This is a genomic window from Actinoplanes sp. NPDC051346 (genome assembly GCF_040682215.1).
In the GTDB taxonomy this organism is placed as follows: Bacteria; Actinomycetota; Actinomycetes; order Mycobacteriales; family Micromonosporaceae; genus Actinoplanes.
The window spans coordinates 149,803-167,671 of the sequence record NZ_JBFBAJ010000010.1; the positions used below are offsets into that span (position 1 = coordinate 149,803).

Below are 17,869 nucleotides of genomic sequence, written 5' to 3' on the forward strand. Positions count from 1 at the left end.
CGGGGATCAGCCGCCGGCAGGCGCGTTCCAGCCGAGGACGGCGTCACCCGAGCCGGCGTAGGACACGACCCGGTACCGGTACGTACCCGTCGTGCCGGTGTAGGCGATGGCCTCCCGGGACGTGTCGCCGGTCGAACGGGCCACCGTGCTCCACCGGCCGCCGACGCTCTTGTCGAGGTAGAGGTCGAAGTCGGCCGTGGCGGGTCCGGACAGGCAGGCGGTGTGGGGGCCGCCGCCGGCGGTGAACGAGTCGGTGACGACCGTCCTGCCGGCGGAGAGGGCGCCGCTGTCGCGTGAGGAGTAGCCGGCCCGGCAGGCACCCGCGGGAGACTGCGTCGGGGGCGTGGTCGGCGGGGTGGTGGGCGTCGGGTTGCCCCCGCCGGTGCAGGCGGGCTCGCCGGCGCCGGCCGGAACACTGACGGCGTTCCACGCGGCCTTGACGGTGGCGCACTCGGTGCCGTTGGCGAACAGCTGCGCCGCGGCGGCGACCGACGCCGCGCGGGCCTTGGCGTGGTTCCAGCCGCTGGTCTTGCGCATCAGCGTAGCCATGTAGATCTTGCCGGCCTTCTCGATGCCGATGCCCGTCACGGTGCTGTTGTCGCAGGTGGGACTCGACGGCTGGCCGTTGGTCGGCCGGGAACCCTCGGCCAGCAGATAGAACCAGTGGTTCTGCGGGCCGGCGGCGGCGTGCACCTCGGTGTTGGGGATACTGCTCGAGAAGCAGTTCGGGTCGCCGATCTTCGACGGGTCGGCCATGTCGCGGATCGGTCCGTCGCCGGCGAGGTTGGCCAGTTCGCCGACGGTGTAGTCGCCCGGGTCGTTGGGGTTGCGGGCGTAGAACTCCGTCAGCGCGCCGAAGATGTCGCCGGTGGACTCGTTCAGGCCACCAGCCTCGTTGCCGCGGCTGGAGCCGCCGGGCGTGAACTGGTTGATCGCGTGCCCGAACTCGTGTCCGAGAACGTCGATGCTGTTGAGCAGCCGCCGGTTGTCGGAGGAGTGCCCGATCTCGACCCGCGTACCGTTCCAGAAGGCGTTGACGTCGTCGAGGCCCTGCCGGATCGGAAAGGCGCGGCCGTTGCCGTCGATGCCGTCGCGGCCCAGCCAGTCGCGCAGCATGTCCCATTCCTTCGCGACGACGTACATCGCGTCCACGCAGCCGGTCACCAGGTCGGTGGCGTTCGCGTTGCCCCAGCTGTCGGTCGTACTCGTGAAGGCGGCGCCGTTCTGCCCGCCGCACTGCAGACCCGGGCGCTTGGGGTCACTCATCGTGAAGCGGCCGCCCGAGCCCTGCGTGTCGATGGTGACGTTGCCGTAGTAGGCGCCCCGGCCCGCGGCGTCGAGGACGTCGTCGCGGGTCAGGTCGGCCAACACCGTGCCGGTGCCGGCGTCCACGAAGACGTGCAGATTGCTGGGTGCCGGTCCCTGCCTGGTGCGCTTGGTGCCGGCGACCACCACTTCGTACGCCAGCACACCGGAACCTTGCGCCACCACGGTCAGCGTGGGCTTGCCCGCCGACGTGACGGTGGCCAGCTGCTTGCGCGCCACCCTGGCGGCGACGCCCGCGGAGATCTTGGCCTTGGTGCCGGTCGACAGTGCCTGGTCCTGCGCCACATAGTTGCCGAGCACCGCCCCGGAGGAGTCGGTGACCACGACCGCGTCGCCGCCGTGCACCGGAAGACCCCGATAGGTGCGCTCGTACGCCACGTACTGCAGGCCGTTCTGGCTGACCACCTGCCGCTTGACGAGCTTGTCGTGGTCACTCTTGAAGAAGAGCTTCGGCTTCTTCGTCACCAGTGCCGATGCCGCCGACGTGGCCTTGGCGGTCGCGGCGGCCGTCGGAACCGGGTCGGCCGGCGCCGCCCCGATCGGGGTGGTGGAGGCGTTTCCCTGCGCCATGGTGAGGGCGATGGATCCCGCGACGGTAACGGCCGCTATGCCGGTCGCTACCGCGACTTTGTGCTTCAACGGTGCTCCTTGCGCGAATACTCGCGGCGCCGATGGCCGGGTCGAACCCGTCCGTCCCGCCGTCGCGAAGTGAGAGGAATGCGCTCGTCTGGTGAGCGAGGGCCAGTCTTTGGGCCATGAACGAGCAGCGTCAATGCGCTTAAGAAATCTTTAACCATCGATGAGCTCGGGATTTCGATATTTACGCCGAGCTTTCGGGAAGCTTTATTTAACCGACACTGTCCATCAACAATTTGCGCTGTCGTCGTAACAGGATTTCCCGCGCGACATCACCATGGAGTGCGGCAAACCGGCACGGCCGCCCGCCGGGGCACCGACCCCGAGTCGCGCGGCCGGGTGGCGGACCCGGCGACGGGTGTGGTTCGATCTGGGCAGGCCGGGCATCTGTCCCCGTGGATGCCCGGCCCCTTCTTGTCAACCGACGCCTGTCCAGGAGGATCTCGCGGGATGACCGCAGCCGCACTCCCGTTCTCCGAGGCGTTCTTCACTGATCCGCACACGGTCTACCAACAGCTGCGCGACACGGCACCGGCCTGTCGCTCGGAGCTGCCGGACGGTTCGCCGGTGTGGCTGGTCACTCGACATGCCGACGTTCGCCGCCTGCTCGCCGACCCACGACTGTCGGTGGACAAGAGCAACGGCAACGGCAGCTGGCGGGGGTTCTCGTTGCCGCCGGCCCTGGACGCCAATCTGCTCAACATGGATCCGCCGCATCACACGCGCATCCGCACCCTCGTGTCACGCGCGTTCACCCCACGAAGGGTGGAGGAGCTCCGCCCCCGGATCCAGCGGACCGCCGACGCCCTGCTGGACAGGATCGCCGGGCAGGGCGAGGCGGATCTCGTCCGCGACTACGCCGGTCCCCTGCCCGTGACGGTCATCTGCGACCTGCTCGGCGTTCCCGAACACGACCGGACGGACTTCCGGTCCTGGACCGACACGATGCTCGTCCCGCCGCCCGACGACCGGTCCGCCGCGGCACGCGCCGTCGGCGCTATCCATGCCTATCTAAGGCAGCTGCTAGCGGCCAAGCGCACCGACCCGGCGGACGACCTGCTCTCGGCGCTGATCGCCGCGCGCGAGAACGAAGACCGCCTCAGCGAGGACGAGCTGACGTCGCTGGCCTTCCTGCTGCTATTCGCCGGCTATGAGAACACCGTGCATGCCATCGGTACGGGGCTACTCACGCTCCTGCGGCAACCCGACCTGCCGACGGACCCGACCCGACTCGGGTCGACGATCGAGGAGCTGCTGCGCCTCGACCCGCCCGCCACCGTGCTCCTGCGACGCTTCACCACCGAGGACGTCGACGTCGACGGGGTCGTCGTGCCACGCGGGGAGACCGTGCTGCTGGTGGTGGGCGCGGCCAACCGCGACCCGGAGGCGTTTCCGGCGCCCGACGAGGCGGCACCGGGCCGCGCCGGCAACCATCTGACCTTCGGTCACGGCATTCACTACTGCGTGGCCGCCCCGCTGGCGCGGATCGAGCTGGAGATCGCCATCGGTACGGCGCTGCGCCGCTTCCCCGGGCTGCGCCTGGCCGTGCCGGACAGCGACCTGAGATGGCGGCCATCGTTCCGCGCCCGCGGCCTCGTCTCTCTGCCCGTGCTGCTCGGCTAGAGGTCAGAATCCGCCGTAGTTGGTCCGCACCTACGCGTCGACGGCGACGGCAGTCGCGGGAGGCTGGCTCGCCGCCCGCGACAGCGTTCGAACCCGGCAGCAGTCCGCTGCCTACAGTCCTGGTGTCGGCCATCGTCGTTCTCGGCGTCCTGTGGTGGGCTCACCGTCAGCGCCGTGCACGCGTCAGGGTGGACCGCGCCTGCCGGGCCTCACCGAGGCGCTCGGGCTCTGCGCCCGGACAAACTGTGGTACCTGGCCCAGTGGCACGGCCTGAGCACCTCGAAAACCCAGGCGACCGGCGCAGCCGGACAGGACAGCGATAACGGAGCCACGGCCTCCATGATCAACGTGGCGAGGGCGACGAGACATGGAGGCCGTGACGGCGGCCCGTCTGTCCGGGCCGGCGTCAGTCGCGCAGAGAGCCGTGCTCCTGCCGCCGACCGGTGTGCTCCAGCCCTACCAGGCTGCGCGGACCGGTCACCGCACCGGAAGGCTCACCCGGCGACCCAGACCGAAGCGCGGAGCGTTGGTGTCGGTCACCATGGCGAAAGCGCCCGCCGGCACCCCGTCCCGGGTCGCTACCCGGGACGCCGCCGCCAGTAATGTCCGTTCGCTCGCGCCGGCGATGAAGAAGATGTAGAAGTCGCCGAACGCCTCGCCGTCGTCGTGCTCCTCGAGGCCGAGCTCCTCCTCCAGGTCGATCATGAAGTCCCCGACATCGTCGATCCATTCGTCGTCGACGGTCATTGGAATATGAATTTCCACCAGCACAGCCATGTCGATGATGATCCAGCACGGCCGGCGCTACCTCGCCAACGGGACCCTGACCGGGCTTCCCGAGGAGAGCTGGCTGCGGCGCCGTGCGCCGGGCCATACATTCCTGCTTTCACGCGGAGCGGATGATTCGCCGCGGTCGACGAGCCAGAACGCTTGCTCTGAGTGGTCCCGCCGAGCGTGAGGAGTCTCCGGGTGAACGGATTGCTGATGTGGGGGCTCATTCTTCCCCTGCTACTCGTGGTCGCGGGAACCGTCGTTCTGCTCCGCCGGCGCAACGGCCGACGCTGAGACTTCCGGCGGACGGAGACTGGGCGCCTCGCGATACAGCAGCTATGACGACAGGGCTGCCTCGGCGCCCGGGGTGGCCGTCTCACCCGGTTTGAGGTTCCGGCAGGGAATCCGTCGCAATTTGCGCGATGGCGAAGGCGGTGACCAGCCACGTGGAGGAGCCATGACCCTTTCGGTTCCCACTGCTGAACGCGCGCACCGGTCGGTTTACGCATCGGCGACACCGATGGGGAAGCGACGAGCGAGCGGGCGTGCGGCTCGCGGCCGGGTACCGCGTCGGCGCCTGGGCGACTGGGATCCCGCGACGCGCGGCCATGACGCGCTGGAGACAGTGCTCGCACAGAACGAGACCCGTGTGCCTGATCTGGTGCCTATACGGATGTCGCGTATGTCGGCCTCGCCGTGGACCTACTTTCGTGGAGCGGCAGCGGTGATGGCGGCCGATCTCGCCGCCGCGCCGCACACGGGTATCGATGTGCAGTTGTGCGGCGACGCGCATGTACTGAACTTCGGGCTGTGGGCCACACCGGAGCGACAGCTGTCCTTCGATCTGCGTGATTTCGACGAGACAGTGCGCGGGCCATTCGAGTGGGACCTCAAGCGTTACCTGGCGAGTCTCGTTGTGCTCGCCCACGACAGCGGGCTGGACGATCGGATTGCAGTGGCCGCTGTCCGCGCGGCCTCGCAGGCGTACCGTGCCCGGATCGCGCAGTACGCAACCGCCGATGAGTTGACGATCTGGTACGACGTGATCACCTCCGACGAGCTGCTCGAGCTGTTCGCCCCGGAGGAGCAGGAACAGATGTCGGTGCGCTTAACCAAGCGGGCGCGGCGACGGACCAGCGCGGGCGCGGCTCGGAAACTAACCCATGTGGTCGACGGCCAGCTGCGGATCGTCGACGATCCCCCAACGCGGGTGCACATCTCCGAGATCGTCCCTGGTGACCGCACGGCCGAGCTCGCCGCGGAGACGCTACAGGCCTATCACGACAGCCTGCCCTTTGAACGGCGTCAGCTGCTCGACCGCTTCACGCTCGTCGACGTCGTCCGCCAGGTGGTCGGCGTCGGAAGCGTCGGGATGCAGGTGTACCTGGTCCTGCTCCAGGGCCGCAACGGCAAGGAGCCACTGTTCCTGCAAATCAAGCAGGCCGGGCCATCGGTCTACGAGCAGTTTCTAGGCCCGAGCCCGTACCCGGGCCACGGCCAGCGGGTCATCCGCGGCAAGCGGCTCATCCAGGCGGCGAGTGACATCTTCCTCGGCTGGACGAGCGTGCGGGGATTCGACTTCTACGTGCGCCAGTTCCGGGACATGAAGGTGATCCCGAACGGCGAGCTCATCTCGCCGCATCTCGTGCCGTTCGCCGAGCGATGCGCGCACGTACTCGCTCGCTCGCATGCACGTACTGGCGATGCGACGGCGATCGCGGGTTACATCGGCAAGAGGCGGCGTTTCGACGAGGCCGTGGTCGAGTTCGCCGTTGCCTATGCCGACCAGACTGCGCATGATCACCAGGAGCTGGTCGCGGCCATCGCGGCCGGCGTCGTGGCCGTGTGACGGCGCCGATGCCGCCGATGGCCGCCGCGCAGAGGCCGACAAAGGAACGCGGTCATCATCCTGCCCCGCCCAAGCGCGCCACAACTGCACGCAAGCAGGTCTCCGGCGAGAACCCACCCGGATTTCACCTGCCGAGCTCTTTCATTGTGGCGTGCTCATGAGCCACTCGGGTGTCGCCGAGTGTGTGCCTGCCAGTGGGAGAACGAGCGTCAGAACGCTTCGCGGTGCGCCTCAAGACGCCGACTAAGCCAGCGGGAGGCGAACAGGAGCGCGGTACCCCCGAGTGCGATGGCAGCGCCGAGCCCAAGCCAGCTGAGGTTGACGAGAGGGCCCGGGGGCAGGTCCTGATCGCGGAGGGTGAGGGACGACGCCTCTCCGAGAGGGAAGGCCGAGAACAGGCGGATGAGGCCGGCGCTCGTCAGGACCAGGCCGACGAGGAACGCACTACCGTTGACGAAACCCAGGATTCGGGGCAGTGCCCGACGCTTCAGGTCGCTCATCGGCCGAGTATGACCCACCCGATCCACCCGAGCCGGTCGCTGCCGCCAGCATGATCTTTCATCTGGGCGGCGTTGCCTTATTTTGCCGTATCGACCCGATTCCATGCGCGCAGCCCTTCAGACATCCTCAGCCGAGGCAGGCGAGACCGGTCAGCTCATCCTCGCCGGTCTGATCATCCCGCGGCAGGCAACGAGATCAGCGCCTATCCCCCGGGCACCGAGTCCCGCGGGAACAACCTCATCCGCACCCGGATCTACCCTCACGACCGCAACGCTCATTGTCGAGGCATCCCGAAGAGCACGACCCGTTGCCGCCGAGCGGGCCTCGAATGGGGTCGGTCGAACTCCAGTGCGCTCCGCCGGTTCGCTTGCCGGCGCCGCCCGGCACAGCGGCGGGTTCCTGACGTCCGGCCGTGCCGGCGACACGAACGGGACGCAGATCCGGCCGTGCAGCGGTGATCCTTCACGTCGGTCGGCGCCAAGAATAGGACAATGACCCCGATAAGCTTCCTTCGGACCCGTCGCATCCCGGCCGGGCGACGCGCCGTCATCATCACTGCCGCGTGCATGGCGGTCGTGGTCGGTGCCACAGGCCTGGCGGCGGTCATGATCCACCGTACGCCGGAACCGGACGGCGGTTCGGTCCGACCGGTCACGGTGCGTATGCAGGACGGCTGGACCGACGCCGGAACGGCTCCGGACGGGCTGGAACGTGTCTCCGGACAGGCCCGGACGGCCGGGCACGGCGACGTCGCCGACACGCTGACGTTCGACGCTGACGCCGGCCGGCACCTCGAGGACGTGGTGCTGGTTGTGACGGGCAGGGATCACAGCGCCGTACTGACCGTTCGCCGGCAGGAGGGCCGGTTCGAGCGCCTTGACGACACCGTCGCCAGGATGGCGGGCGAGGTCAGGAAACAGGGCACGGCGGTGACCGTCACCAGGACGACGCTGGACCGGGTTCCCGGCTGGGAACTGCGCTACACCGCCACACCGGTCGACCTGCGCAGCGTCGAGTACCTGTTCGAGACCGGCTCCGGCCGGTACTCCGCCGACGTCGTGGGCACACCCGATGAGGTCGCCGTGCTGGTCACCGCCATCGAGGTGCACTGAGCCATGGACCGCACCACGCCGCGCCTGTTTCGTATCGCCATGGCTCTCGTCCTGGCCACAACGTTGGTCGTGATCGGCGATGCGCCGGCAGTCCGGGCGGCGCCGAACCCCGGCGCCGACTGGATCGCCGGCGACACCCACGTCCACGCCGCCGGCGACAGCGGGATCGGCACCCATGTGCGCTGCCCCGGGAAGCTCGACGAGCGGGCCTGTGCGGAGCTGCTGGTCCGCCAGACGCTGGAACAGGCGAAGGCCAACGGCACGCGATGGATCATCCTGACCGAGCACGTGCCGTGGCTCAGCATGCACACTCTCGTCGGTACGAAGGTGTGCTTCCTGTGGAACTGCCGGACGATCTCGATGCCAAAGATCGACCGTGACCAGGGACGCCGCCAGTACCGTCTGATCCGTGACGCGGCGGCCCGGCTCCAGGCCGAATTTCCGGAGGTCCGGGTGCTGATGGGCCAGGAGCTCGGCACGGCGGGCGAGGTGACCGACAAGCTCGACGGCCTGCGTCACCTCAATGTCAACTTCGGTCCGGAAACCAAGCTGCAGGAGCAGGTCGTCAAGCAGCTGGACAAATTCGCTCCCGGCAACTGCACCGGCGTCGCGGCCGGTCACCTCGCGCTCTACTACACCCCCGACGCGGTCGACGACAGCGTGTTCGACTGTGACGAGACGGCCTACCTCCGAAACGCCGAACGGGCGTCGGCGTGGGGCGGGGTGAATCATCCGGACAACGAGGACAAGGGCAGCCGCTGGTACTGCTGGACAAGCGGCGAGTATCAGCCGCCCTTCAGCGAACGCGAACAGCCACCCGGATCATCCGGCCGCCGGTGTGAGGCGAGCGCTACCGACAGCGCGGCAGTACGGACGGTGGAGATCGTCAACGAGAGGAACATGCCGACCGTTGCGGCGCTGCAGCAAGTCGACACGTTGCTGTTGCGGGGCAAGAAGATAGCGCTGGTCGGCGGGGGCGATTCCCACACGTCGCGGCCCGCCAACGGGGACCACATCGAGTTCGACAACTTCCGTTTCGCCCCGGGCGCGTCGATCCGGCTGCCGCGGTGGAAGAAGTTCGCACAGCAGGACGGCGACGATGGGAAAATCGGCCTCGTCGGACGGACATACGTCCCCGGCGCCGGTACGGAGCCCGTCGCCGACCACGATCCCGCCCGGCCCGACGATCCGATCCGCACGGCGATCGCAGCCGGGCGGACCGTCGCGTCGACCGGTCCGCTGGCGATCCCGTCGGTCGACGGCAGACTTCCCGGCGACACGGCCGGCTTCACCGGCACGACCGTGCGGGTCCGGGTCGACTTCCACGAAAGCGTCGCGTTCGACCGCCCGGCAGAACCCGAGGGCACCGGTCGCCGCCGGACGGTTCACGTCGCCGGCGAGCAGGGCGATCAGGTGGTCACGGTGAACGTCGTCATCGGTCGTGTCGGCAACTGCGCCCGGAGGGCCAGCGAATTCGCCGAGCTCTGTGACCATCCGGCCAAGGTGCGCAGCGAGTTCGCCGTGACCGACGAGGACCGTGGGCGCGGTTACCTCGTCCAGGACGTGGAGGTGCCACGTGGATTCCAGAACGGATACCTGCGGACCGAGACGCTCTGGGGCCCGACGACACCGTCGGAAACCGAGAAGGTGGAACGCTACGGCCCGCTCCGCTACGCGCACGGCGCCTTCTCCAGCCCGATCTACCTGCGTGACGTGCAGGCCGACCTGGCCGCCGCGCTGCCAGGACCCGGCGGGATCTTCGGCACCGTCACCGGCGACCCGACCACCGAGTGCTGCCACGGCGTCTTCGGGTTGCCGGAGATCTCCTGCAGCTCGATCCCCGACCGCCCCTACTACCAGCCACCGGACCGGTCCGCACTGGCCGAGGTCGCCCGGTCGTACCTGGGCAGCACACCCGGCAGCAACCCGCTGCACATCGACGTCGAGTTCCAGCCGATCACCCCGGCCACCGCGCCCGTGCTGGCGGACTACCTGCGCCGTACCGACCGCGGATGCGCGGTGGAGAACGAGGAGAGCCCGGTACAGACCAACGGCACGTACACCCTTCGCCGACTACCCGCGACCGCCGGTGAGGTCGCTGTCGCGATCGACTACGACCCGGAGGAGGCGGACAGTACGTACGGAAGAATCTGGATCTACGGCGGTGGGGTACTGGTCTCGATCGTGACAGGCACCGACGGGAGCACGCCGAAGGGTGACCGCAACGCCGCCGAGGACGAGATCGTCGCCACTGTCGTGCGGCAGCTCCGCGAACTCGGGTGGCGCGGCTGAACCGCCGTGGGCGGGCGGCTACGAGCCGAGCAGCGACGTCGCTCGCGCGTTGACCGCGACGAGCACGGTGACCGCCGCGTCGAGCGTTGCGGGATCGATGTCAGGGAACGCTCGACGCACCGGGCAAGTTCTACGTCCTGGCGGATGGCCACAACCATCCGCGCCGCGCCCGCGCCTACCACGTCCGGGAGACCGCAGCCCGCTACGCCAACCACAGACCAGACCTTGACCCCGCTATACCGGGCCACGATCGAGCAGCAGCCGCGCGCCCTCGAGGTGTCGGCGACCAACACCGACGACCCGGAACGAGCGCTATCGACCGCGCTCGGTCAAGCTCCCGAGGACGTCTCACCGTCCCGGAACTCATCGACGCCACCGGCATGGGACGCACGTGGGTCTACGCCCGACTTCAGGCGCTCGCCGCTATCGGAGGTGCCCGCCAGGTCACCCGGGGCGCTGCGCGCGACGCGTTCGTCATCGCAGACGCGGCCCGTACGTTGCCGCACACGCTGCGCCGGGTTGGCCCGGACGAGGAAGCCGTCGCCGGGCTGGGCGTGCTGGCCGGCTATGACGCCGATCTGGCGAACGACGCCGCGTCGATGTGCTCTACGCCATGGTCCGGGACCGTCGTCCATACCAACCACCAGCCGTCCCGAAGATCGGAGACACTGCCGCGTCCACAGCTTGACGAGCGCTACAGGGACACCTCTGTGTCAATGCCTCGCGCGGAGGGGTGTTCTAGGCTGGGGTGCGGCGGGTCCGGAAAGTGACTTTTCCGAAGTGTCGATCATGGGATTCGGGTCGGCCACGCTGGATTGCAGACTCGTCTGCCGCTGACAACGCGGCGCGTGGCGACGGCAGCGTGTCCGGACGTCCCTAGTCAGCCGCGAGAGGACGTCGCTCGGCGCGGGGATCAGGTCGGTATTCGAGGTGCCAGCTCCGACAGTCGCTCCATCAGGCCGCGCAGTCGATGCTTAGAGTTGCTCTGCCACTCTCGCACCGCGGCACGAGGTATGCCTGCAGGAAGATCGGCCCAGAACTCTTGCGTCAGTCGGCAAGAGCCGGGCCCAAGCGGCTCGATCGTGAGGACGTGGTATTCGGAACACCAGGCAGTCAGGCTATGCGTTACCGCCCGTCGACAAGGTTCCAATTCCAGGACCTCGATAAGGCTGGCCTCACGACCGTTCGCTGTCCGTCTGATGAAAGCCTGAATCTCGCCGACTTCCGCGGCGGGAGTGCCCGGGAGTGTGACACCAGTCTCGACCGTCTCATCGAACTCGATGGAGCTTGCCGGATCCCACATAAAGGACCACATCACTGCGGCCTCCCTCGGCAGCTCGACCGACGCGGCCTCCCTGACCTGGATGGGCTTAGTGGTGGTCCTAATGATCCTCAGAAACCCTGGCATGATCACATGATCTCAAAGCCACTAACCTGACCTGTCGCGGCCCGGCGGGACACTCAGCGTGCGGATGACAGGCGGCATCATCCTCTTCGGCGTTTGCACCGCTGGCTCGGTCCCCGTGCGGGGTCCCATCAGCAGCGGCGCAGAGCAGGTCGTGCTGAACGGGCACAGCCACCCGCGGGCCCCTTTGGCTCGGGTGGACATCCCTCAACCGCCGTGCAGCAGTGGCTAGGACGGCTGGCCTTGTGATCCGAGTTGGTGGGCGGTGTCCTGATAGTAGGAGGCGAGCTGGATCAATGGCGGGGGCATCCGGGACGTGGTTGCCAGATCCTTTCCTTCCCGGCTCCATGGCGGAGAGAAGACCGTAATGCCCTGATCCGGCGGCAATCTGCGAGGCCTTGGTCGCGCTTGCCAGCGGGCCAGGGCCAACCCCAGACCTGCGGCGGGTCCGAGCGGCCTTCCCCGAGCTGGCCTGACCGCTCCTAACAGGCGGTGCAGGCCACCACCCCGGCGCGCCGCCGCGGAACACGACGAGATCCAGCTCTTGCCGGTCGTAACGTCGATTACTCCTGTGGTCGGTTAGCGTCAGGAGCACTGCCAGGTGAATCGGGCCTGGTCGAAGCGGCCGGCGGCGAGGTCGTCGCGGCGGATCAGCCAGTACAGCGCGCCGGCGTCGCCCCACATCATGTTGGCGCGGCCGTCGGACTCGATCTGGACGAGTAGTAGCCACTGGGCGGCGTCGGACGACTCAGCGATCTCGTACTCGACGGGGCCTTGCACCGCGTTGGGGTAGCCGCCGATCTGGTGGCCCGTGCCGTTGCCGTTGTCGTCCTGCCACTCGTAGAGGGCCTCGTCGAAGTCCTCGCCCTGCAACGGATGACCGACGCGGTGATCGGTGAGGTCGAACGTGTCGATGATGCGGGGGTGGTCGGTGCCGCCGATCGTGGAGCACAGCCGGAGGGTCACGTCGACGCGCGGGTAAGGACGGATGCCGTCAGGACTGGTCTGCTCGGTGGTGGCTGCGTGCGCCGGAACGTGGAGGACTCGGGCGCCGGCGGGGCTGTCCGGCTCACTGGGAAGGACGAGGGCCTCGCCGTCGTCGAGTTGGCCGTCGAAGTAGAAGAACAACAGTGTGCCGTCGGCGGGGAACGGCATGCCCAGGTCGGCGGCGGGCAGCGCAGCGCAGTCGATGCCGGCGATGTAGGTCAAGGGACCGTGGTCGGGCCATTGCGGCCATTCGACGCCGTCCGGCAGCCGCGGGTTGCCGCCAAGGTGCCCCACCACCGGGCCGGTCGTGTCGTCGCCGATCGGCTCCAGCCGCGCGGCGGTCCGGGCCAAGCCCAACCATTGGTCGGCGATCCGCGTGGGGAGGTGCTGGTGGGCGAGGGCAACGAGTGCGGCGTGACGTTCCATGATCGAGATCGTGCTCCATCGGTCTGACACAATTCGCCGTCGCGGAGAGGGCCTGGAAGCGGGGGTAGGCGTTGTGCATGGTGCTGCGCATCAGGCCCCGGTTGCGGTTGGCGAAGGCCTTCAGCGCCGCTGCCGTGCGATCGGCCAGCATCTCGGCCGTGAACGAGGTTGCGACGGGTCGAGGTGCGTGCCCGGTCGTAGACCGTGTGCGGGGCGGCGGTCCGGGGCAGGCCATGGCACGATGCGATCCGTGCCTTCTTGGCGGTTTCTCCTGCCTGCTGCTGCGGTATGCGCCGCGGTGCATGCCGCGGGCGTTCTGCTTGCTGTCCCGGTATGGCGTTACGCCGAGGTGGCGAGCGTGGGTCTGCTTCTCACCTTCGCCTTGGTGCGCGGATTGCCGGCTCCGCGATGGACGATCCCGGCCGCCCTCGCGGCGTTGCTGGTGGATGCAGTGTGGACGCTGCCGGCCGGCGGGCCCGGTCATTCCGGCTACGTCTGGGTGCTGCAGCCATCGGATGCCGGCGTCGACATGCCGTCCGGGTTCGAGTCTGCCCTTTCCGCCTGCTGGGCACCGCTGGCCGCGGTGGCGCTGTTTCTGCTGGCCTGGCGGCACGGCGGCGAGCGCCGCCGGCGGCCGCTGATCGCGGCTGCGGTACTCGCGGGCTTTTCGGTGACCGGGTACGCGGTGGTTCGCGTCATCGACATCTGGCTCGAGGTCCGGGCCAGGCACGTGCAGTCTCGGAGCATCATCGACGTGACCGACACGGTGACCGCCGTGATCCTTGCGGTGCTGCCGCCGCTCGTGCTCGGGCTGACCGCGGTGGCGCTGGTCGTAGTGCTGGCCGGTCACGGTCGGCGGCTGGCCGCGGCCGGTGCGTTCCTGCTGGCCGTGTCCGTGCTGCCCAGTGTGGATGCGAGCCTTGGCGCGGTGCCGCTACCGCTCTATGCCGGGGATCGCACTGCCTTGTTCAGTTGGCACGCCATCACGCCCACGCTGGCGATGATGCAGCCGGTCCTCGCGGTGACGACATTGGTAGAGATGACAGCCCTTCTGCTCCTTATTGCAGGCATAGTCGGCTGGCGTGGGCCCGCTCGAGCCGACCAGCCGTCGCCGGCTGCACGCGATCCCCGCCCATGACGGCGGCCGATGGACCGCCCGTACCGCCATTCGCCGACTCAAGCCTTCAGAGCGTGACGGATCTCAAGAAGGTCCGGGACGCTCTCGGGCTGCCGCAGAGTGGCCTTCACCGAGCGGCGTACCGGCGTTGTGCTGAGCGAAGAGTGGTTCGATAGCCCGCAGTACGTGCTGGGTGGCGCCGCCGATACCGGATGACCCGTCCTCGCCGTCTCGGTTGGTGGACGCGGACACCGACTCCGCTCTGCGGTTGGCGCCCGATTCGCAGCGGCGGGAGGCGCTGGGCTGGCCGCTGGAGGAATTGGCTCGCACCGCCGGACTCGACGGTGAGCCGGCGGTGCGCGACGACATCGCGGCGCTGCGCGCGGGCCGGTTGCTGGGCGGCGAGGCGGAGCGTGCGGTCTACGACGTCCGCGACCAGATGTCGGCAGCTGCGGACGGAGTCTGGGCGACGGCCGGCGGAGCTGGGACGACGGAGCAGCGGGATGCGCGAGTGGTGCGGGAGCAGGCGGGGTGGGCGTTCACTGGACTGTTGTCGCCGCCGGGTCGGACCCTTGTGCGCTGTCCCACCTCGGTCAGCCCATGCTGCATTCCGCGGCCGCGTACGCCTGCCCTGAGGTCATGGAAATGCTGGCCGCGGCTGCCCGGCATGTCGATGTCCTCGCAGAAGGCCGGTCGCCCCTGTGGGCCGCGGTACACGCCGGTCGCTTCGACAACGCGAATCCTCACGGCGGTCGGCGCCGACCCGTGGCTGTCGATGATGGCCGGATGGTCACCGGGACGGCTCAGCCTGGCCGGACCAGAGCCCGACCTGTTCCCCAACCGACCAGACGGCGTCGCGCTCACCCCAGCCGAGACAGAAGCCATTGCCGAACCCGCGCGCCGCTCACGCTCGGTAACGAGCGCGGCAAGCCGGACGCGCGTGTCGTCTGCGGGCACAAGAGCATGCCGCCTGTGCGCTGAACCTATTCGCCTGACGTCGTGGGTATGAGCAGCGCGAGGCGGTAGGCGTTGCTAAATTGCGAACATTACGGACATTCTTGAGAACGGCCCGACTGGCGAGTCGCCCGGTGGATTCTTCACCGGGCGCCGCGGCCGGCTCGTGATCGGCGTGCTCGTGGTGACTCTGCTGGTCGTGATCGCCGTCAGCGAGGTGCGCCGTCGCAACCGGGCCGGAGACCCTACGCCGGCACCGTCGGCGTCGATCGTGGCCAGCCTGGTGAAGACCGGAACCGGATACGCCTACCAGACGAGTCCTGTCACCAAAGACTTTGTGCTCCAGGTCGAGCTGACGAACTTCAACCACGTCCCGGTGCAGGTGCAGGCGGCGGCGACGCCGGAATACCCCGGGTTCGGCCGGCTGGTAGTGGCAGTGCTGCCGGGTCACTACGACTCGCAGGCGCCAGCCGGCGACGCGCTCGAGACGGCGGCTCGGACGCCGGTGACGCTCGGCTCCGAGGAGCCTGCACAGCTGGCGATCGCCGGACGAGTCGCTTGCGACGCCCCGATGATCAGTCATAACGAGATGGACATCCTGGTCGACGGCAAGGAGACGACCGTCGCGATACCGCCGGTTGATGGGCGAAATTGGGCTGAGGGAATTAGACGGGATCTGTGCTGAGCCTCGCGATGAGCGTGCCCTCACATCGGCTAGAAATGTGCACCGAGCCGCCATCCATCATCGTAGCGACCATCTACAGCGAGTTACTGAATGACCATGACGTGACCTCGACTGGGCTCCGGCCATGGTCAACAAGTGGCGCTCGTTCTCCCGAACACTCGCGCGGGACCGGCCGGCGTGGTGGCGCCGACAGTGACGAACATCTGGCTCCCGTTCTCGGTTCTGGCGCGAATACCGTGATTGATCTTGTGCGGGTGGGTGCCGCTACCGTGGCGTAGTGATCGACCTTCAGGTGCGTAGCGAGTCTGGCCAGATCGTGGCGAGCTCCCAGGGTTTCGAGTGGACCCAAGGGCTTATCGATCTCGATCCTGCGGCGTTTTCCGATGCTTGCCGGACTCTGCGCCTACCTCGATACCGTCTTCAACCAGCGCCAGATCCCCCTGCTGCTGGCAGAGCTGGAGCAGCTCCCGGCCCACCTGATGCCTGAACCCGCTCGTGCCGAGGTCCGCCGGTTCTCGACCGTGGTCATGGAGGGTCAGCATCTGTACCTGTGGTTCTGCGGCGACTGATCGGACGCCTCGATCACGAGGCCAGCAGGATCCTTTTTCGAAGTAGGTCGAATCCGGCTCGGCCGTACATCTGCCGTTTGATCATTTTGATGCGGTTGACGTTGCCTTCGACCGGTCCGGAGCTGAACGCAAGGCTCAGCCCTGCGGTGACCGCGGCGAGGTCGGCGGTCAGGCCGGTGGCGAACCGGCTAATGCCGGGCAGCGCGGCCAGTTCGGCTGCAGCGATCCACGCGGTGAGACGTTCGCCTTGTCGGTGAGTCATCATGTCGGCGAAGGAGCGGACGAGATTGACGGCGGATCGAAGCTCTGGGCAGCGGTCCAGGACTTTCTGGAGCTGCTCGGTGTCGCGGCTGACGAGATTGTCCGGGTGCCGGCAGATCCATCCAGTCACCTGCCGCACTGACGGCGGCCGGCGCACTCTGGCGAGGTCGGGCCTGCTGCGGTATTGCTCGATGAACTTGCGGACGATCGGGTAGCTCCCGGTGAAGCCCTGCGCGGTGATCTCTCGAAAAAGGGTGCTGGCGTTGAGGCATCCTTCGCCGATTCGGCGCGCTAGGTAGGGCTTGAACGGGTCCACCAGGCTTGGCCGCGGCTTCTGCCCGACGATCAGTTCCTGCCACGTGGCGGCATAGGCGTATTTCGAGACCGTGTGGTGTGACCAGCCGAGATGCCGGGCGATCTGCCGGAACCCGGCACCCTGCGCGAGAAGTTCGTGGACCAGGGCGTGATGGGCTTGGCGGCGTTCGGCCATCGCCCCGGTCGGCTCGGGAGCCTCCGCCTCGGCGGACTCACCGGTCGCCGTCTCCGCAGGTTCGCTGAGGCAGCTCTTATGCCGGGCGACGGCCTTCTCCACGGCCCTGGCCAGGTTCTGCCAGAGGTGAAATCGGTCCGCGACCTGCACCGCGTCCGGCGCCGCAGTCCGGGCCGCCTCCGCGTATGCGGTAGCCCGGTCCCGGCAGATCACCGCTGGGCTTGAGCGTTTCTGCAGCCAATCCGTCACCGGTTCGGCGTCCCGCCCGACCAGCACGTCTACGACCTTGCGCGACTGGCAGTCGATCAGCACAGTGCCGTAGTTGTGGCCACGCTTGATCGCGAAGTCATCGACGCCGAGCACCGCGACGTCACTGACAGGCGGATCAGGTAACGCGCGGACCAGCCGAAGGAGCCGATCGCGGCCGGTCAGCATGCCCAGAGAGGTGGCCAGCCGGGCACCCGCCCGTCCAGCAAGCGCGAGTCCGATCGCCGTGAACATCCGCCGAAGCCCTTCGGTCACACGTGACCAGCGGCGAGTCAGCCCGTCGACCTGCTCGACGAAGGTCTTCCTCCGGCACTGCGGGTTGTCGCAGAAGAACCGTCGCACTTTCAGCAGGATCCTTACCGGCCGTCCGGCTGTCGGCGCATCGGTCAACGTCCGTCGGTAGCGCGAATGGACTCGGGACGACGACTTCGAGCATGCAGGACATGACCCCACGCCACTACGCACGGCGGCTGTGAGGAGCACAGCGGCATCGGAGCGCATCTCTTCGATCTCGATGTCGGCCAGATGAGGGAGCAGATGCTCGACGGCGTCACACAGCCGGACAACGACTCATCGTCGGGCGTCCATCACACAGTTC

General features: G+C 68.2%; 12 protein-coding genes and 1 pseudogene. 8 read left to right on the forward strand and 5 right to left on the reverse strand.

Annotated features, from left to right (window positions below; all coding sequences use genetic code 11):
- Positions 1–6: 6 nt before the first annotated feature.
- On the reverse strand, positions 7–1,965 hold the full coding sequence (locus tag AB0M36_RS24680; RefSeq protein ID WP_364161318.1) for a M4 family metallopeptidase: 1,959 nt from the start codon (positions 1,963–1,965) through the stop codon (positions 7–9).
- Between the two features lie 447 nt (positions 1,966–2,412).
- Here AB0M36_RS24680 and AB0M36_RS24685 point away from each other — a divergent pair, with 447 nt between their 5' ends.
- Positions 2,413–3,585 (forward strand): cytochrome P450, encoded by a 1,173-nt coding sequence (locus tag AB0M36_RS24685; RefSeq protein ID WP_364161320.1) that lies wholly within the window; start codon positions 2,413–2,415, stop codon positions 3,583–3,585.
- Between the two features lie 477 nt (positions 3,586–4,062).
- Here the strand turns inward: AB0M36_RS24685 and AB0M36_RS24690 are convergent, their stop codons facing one another.
- The gene (locus AB0M36_RS24690) at positions 4,063–4,362 is read right to left on the reverse strand and encodes a hypothetical protein (protein ID WP_364161322.1); all 300 of its coding nucleotides are present in this window, start codon (positions 4,360–4,362) and stop codon (positions 4,063–4,065) included.
- A 451-nt stretch (positions 4,363–4,813) separates the two neighbouring features.
- Here AB0M36_RS24690 and AB0M36_RS24695 point away from each other — a divergent pair, with 451 nt between their 5' ends.
- On the forward strand, positions 4,814–6,205 hold the full coding sequence (locus tag AB0M36_RS24695; protein WP_364161324.1) for a DUF2252 domain-containing protein: 1,392 nt from the start codon (positions 4,814–4,816) through the stop codon (positions 6,203–6,205).
- A gap of 209 nt (positions 6,206–6,414) precedes the next feature.
- Here the strand turns inward: AB0M36_RS24695 and AB0M36_RS24700 are convergent, their stop codons facing one another.
- On the reverse strand, positions 6,415–6,705 hold the full coding sequence (locus AB0M36_RS24700) for a hypothetical protein (RefSeq protein ID WP_364161326.1): 291 nt from the start codon (positions 6,703–6,705) through the stop codon (positions 6,415–6,417).
- Positions 6,706–7,197: 492 nt separating this feature from the next.
- On the opposite strand from AB0M36_RS24700, the gene AB0M36_RS24705 reads away from it, so the two are divergent.
- From AB0M36_RS24705 to AB0M36_RS24715, 3 genes and pseudogenes are all read left to right on the forward strand, one after another.
- Complete coding sequence (locus AB0M36_RS24705; protein WP_364161328.1) at positions 7,198–7,818, forward strand: hypothetical protein; 621 nt, start codon at positions 7,198–7,200, stop codon at positions 7,816–7,818.
- Positions 7,819–7,821: 3 nt separating this feature from the next.
- Positions 7,822–10,110 (forward strand): hypothetical protein, encoded by a 2,289-nt coding sequence (locus AB0M36_RS24710; RefSeq protein ID WP_364161330.1) that lies wholly within the window; start codon positions 7,822–7,824, stop codon positions 10,108–10,110.
- 458 nt (positions 10,111–10,568) lie between these two features.
- Positions 10,569–10,703: pseudogene (locus AB0M36_RS24715) on the forward strand (transposase); the annotation flags it as partial.
- 1,397 nt (positions 10,704–12,100) lie between these two features.
- Here the strand turns inward: AB0M36_RS24715 and AB0M36_RS24720 are convergent.
- Positions 12,101–12,928 carry a YwqG family protein gene (locus AB0M36_RS24720; RefSeq protein ID WP_364161332.1) on the reverse strand — a complete coding sequence of 276 codons (828 nt, stop codon included), beginning with the start codon at positions 12,926–12,928 and terminating at the stop codon, positions 12,101–12,103.
- A gap of 358 nt (positions 12,929–13,286) precedes the next feature.
- On the opposite strand from AB0M36_RS24720, the gene AB0M36_RS24725 reads away from it, so the two are divergent.
- The 3 genes from AB0M36_RS24725 (at position 13,287) to AB0M36_RS24735 (ending at position 16,253) form a co-directional block, all read left to right on the forward strand.
- A complete protein-coding gene (locus AB0M36_RS24725) occupies positions 13,287–14,066 on the forward strand; it encodes a hypothetical protein (RefSeq protein WP_364161334.1) in 780 nt (259 codons plus the stop codon).
- Positions 14,067–15,174: 1,108 nt separating this feature from the next.
- The gene (locus AB0M36_RS24730) at positions 15,175–15,684 is read left to right on the forward strand and encodes a hypothetical protein (protein WP_364161336.1); all 510 of its coding nucleotides are present in this window, start codon (positions 15,175–15,177) and stop codon (positions 15,682–15,684) included.
- 383 nt (positions 15,685–16,067) lie between these two features.
- On the forward strand, positions 16,068–16,253 hold the full coding sequence (locus tag AB0M36_RS24735; protein ID WP_364161338.1) for a hypothetical protein: 186 nt from the start codon (positions 16,068–16,070) through the stop codon (positions 16,251–16,253).
- A 13-nt stretch (positions 16,254–16,266) separates the two neighbouring features.
- On the opposite strand, the gene AB0M36_RS24740 is transcribed toward AB0M36_RS24735, so the two are convergent.
- On the reverse strand, positions 16,267–17,772 hold the full coding sequence (locus tag AB0M36_RS24740; RefSeq protein WP_364161340.1) for an ISL3 family transposase: 1,506 nt from the start codon (positions 17,770–17,772) through the stop codon (positions 16,267–16,269).
- Between the last annotated feature and the right edge of the window lie 97 nt (positions 17,773–17,869).

Excerpts from the sequence above, each read along its gene's own strand:
- AB0M36_RS24685 (WP_364161320.1), top strand. The coding sequence starts at position 2,413 with ATGACCGCAGCCGCACTCCCGTTCTCCGAGGCGTTCTTCACTGATCCG.
- AB0M36_RS24690 (WP_364161322.1), bottom strand. The coding sequence starts at position 4,362 with ATGGCTGTGCTGGTGGAAATTCATATTCCAATGACCGTCGACGACGAA.
- AB0M36_RS24695 (WP_364161324.1), top strand. The coding sequence starts at position 4,814 with ATGACCCTTTCGGTTCCCACTGCTGAACGCGCGCACCGGTCGGTTTAC.
- AB0M36_RS24700 (WP_364161326.1), bottom strand. The coding sequence starts at position 6,705 with ATGAGCGACCTGAAGCGTCGGGCACTGCCCCGAATCCTGGGTTTCGTC.
- AB0M36_RS24705 (WP_364161328.1), top strand. The coding sequence starts at position 7,198 with ATGACCCCGATAAGCTTCCTTCGGACCCGTCGCATCCCGGCCGGGCGA.
- AB0M36_RS24710 (WP_364161330.1), top strand. The coding sequence starts at position 7,822 with ATGGACCGCACCACGCCGCGCCTGTTTCGTATCGCCATGGCTCTCGTC.
- AB0M36_RS24720 (WP_364161332.1), bottom strand. The coding sequence starts at position 12,928 with ATGGAACGTCACGCCGCACTCGTTGCCCTCGCCCACCAGCACCTCCCC.
- AB0M36_RS24735 (WP_364161338.1), top strand. The coding sequence starts at position 16,068 with ATGCTTGCCGGACTCTGCGCCTACCTCGATACCGTCTTCAACCAGCGC.
- AB0M36_RS24740 (WP_364161340.1), bottom strand. The coding sequence starts at position 17,772 with ATGCGCTCCGATGCCGCTGTGCTCCTCACAGCCGCCGTGCGTAGTGGC.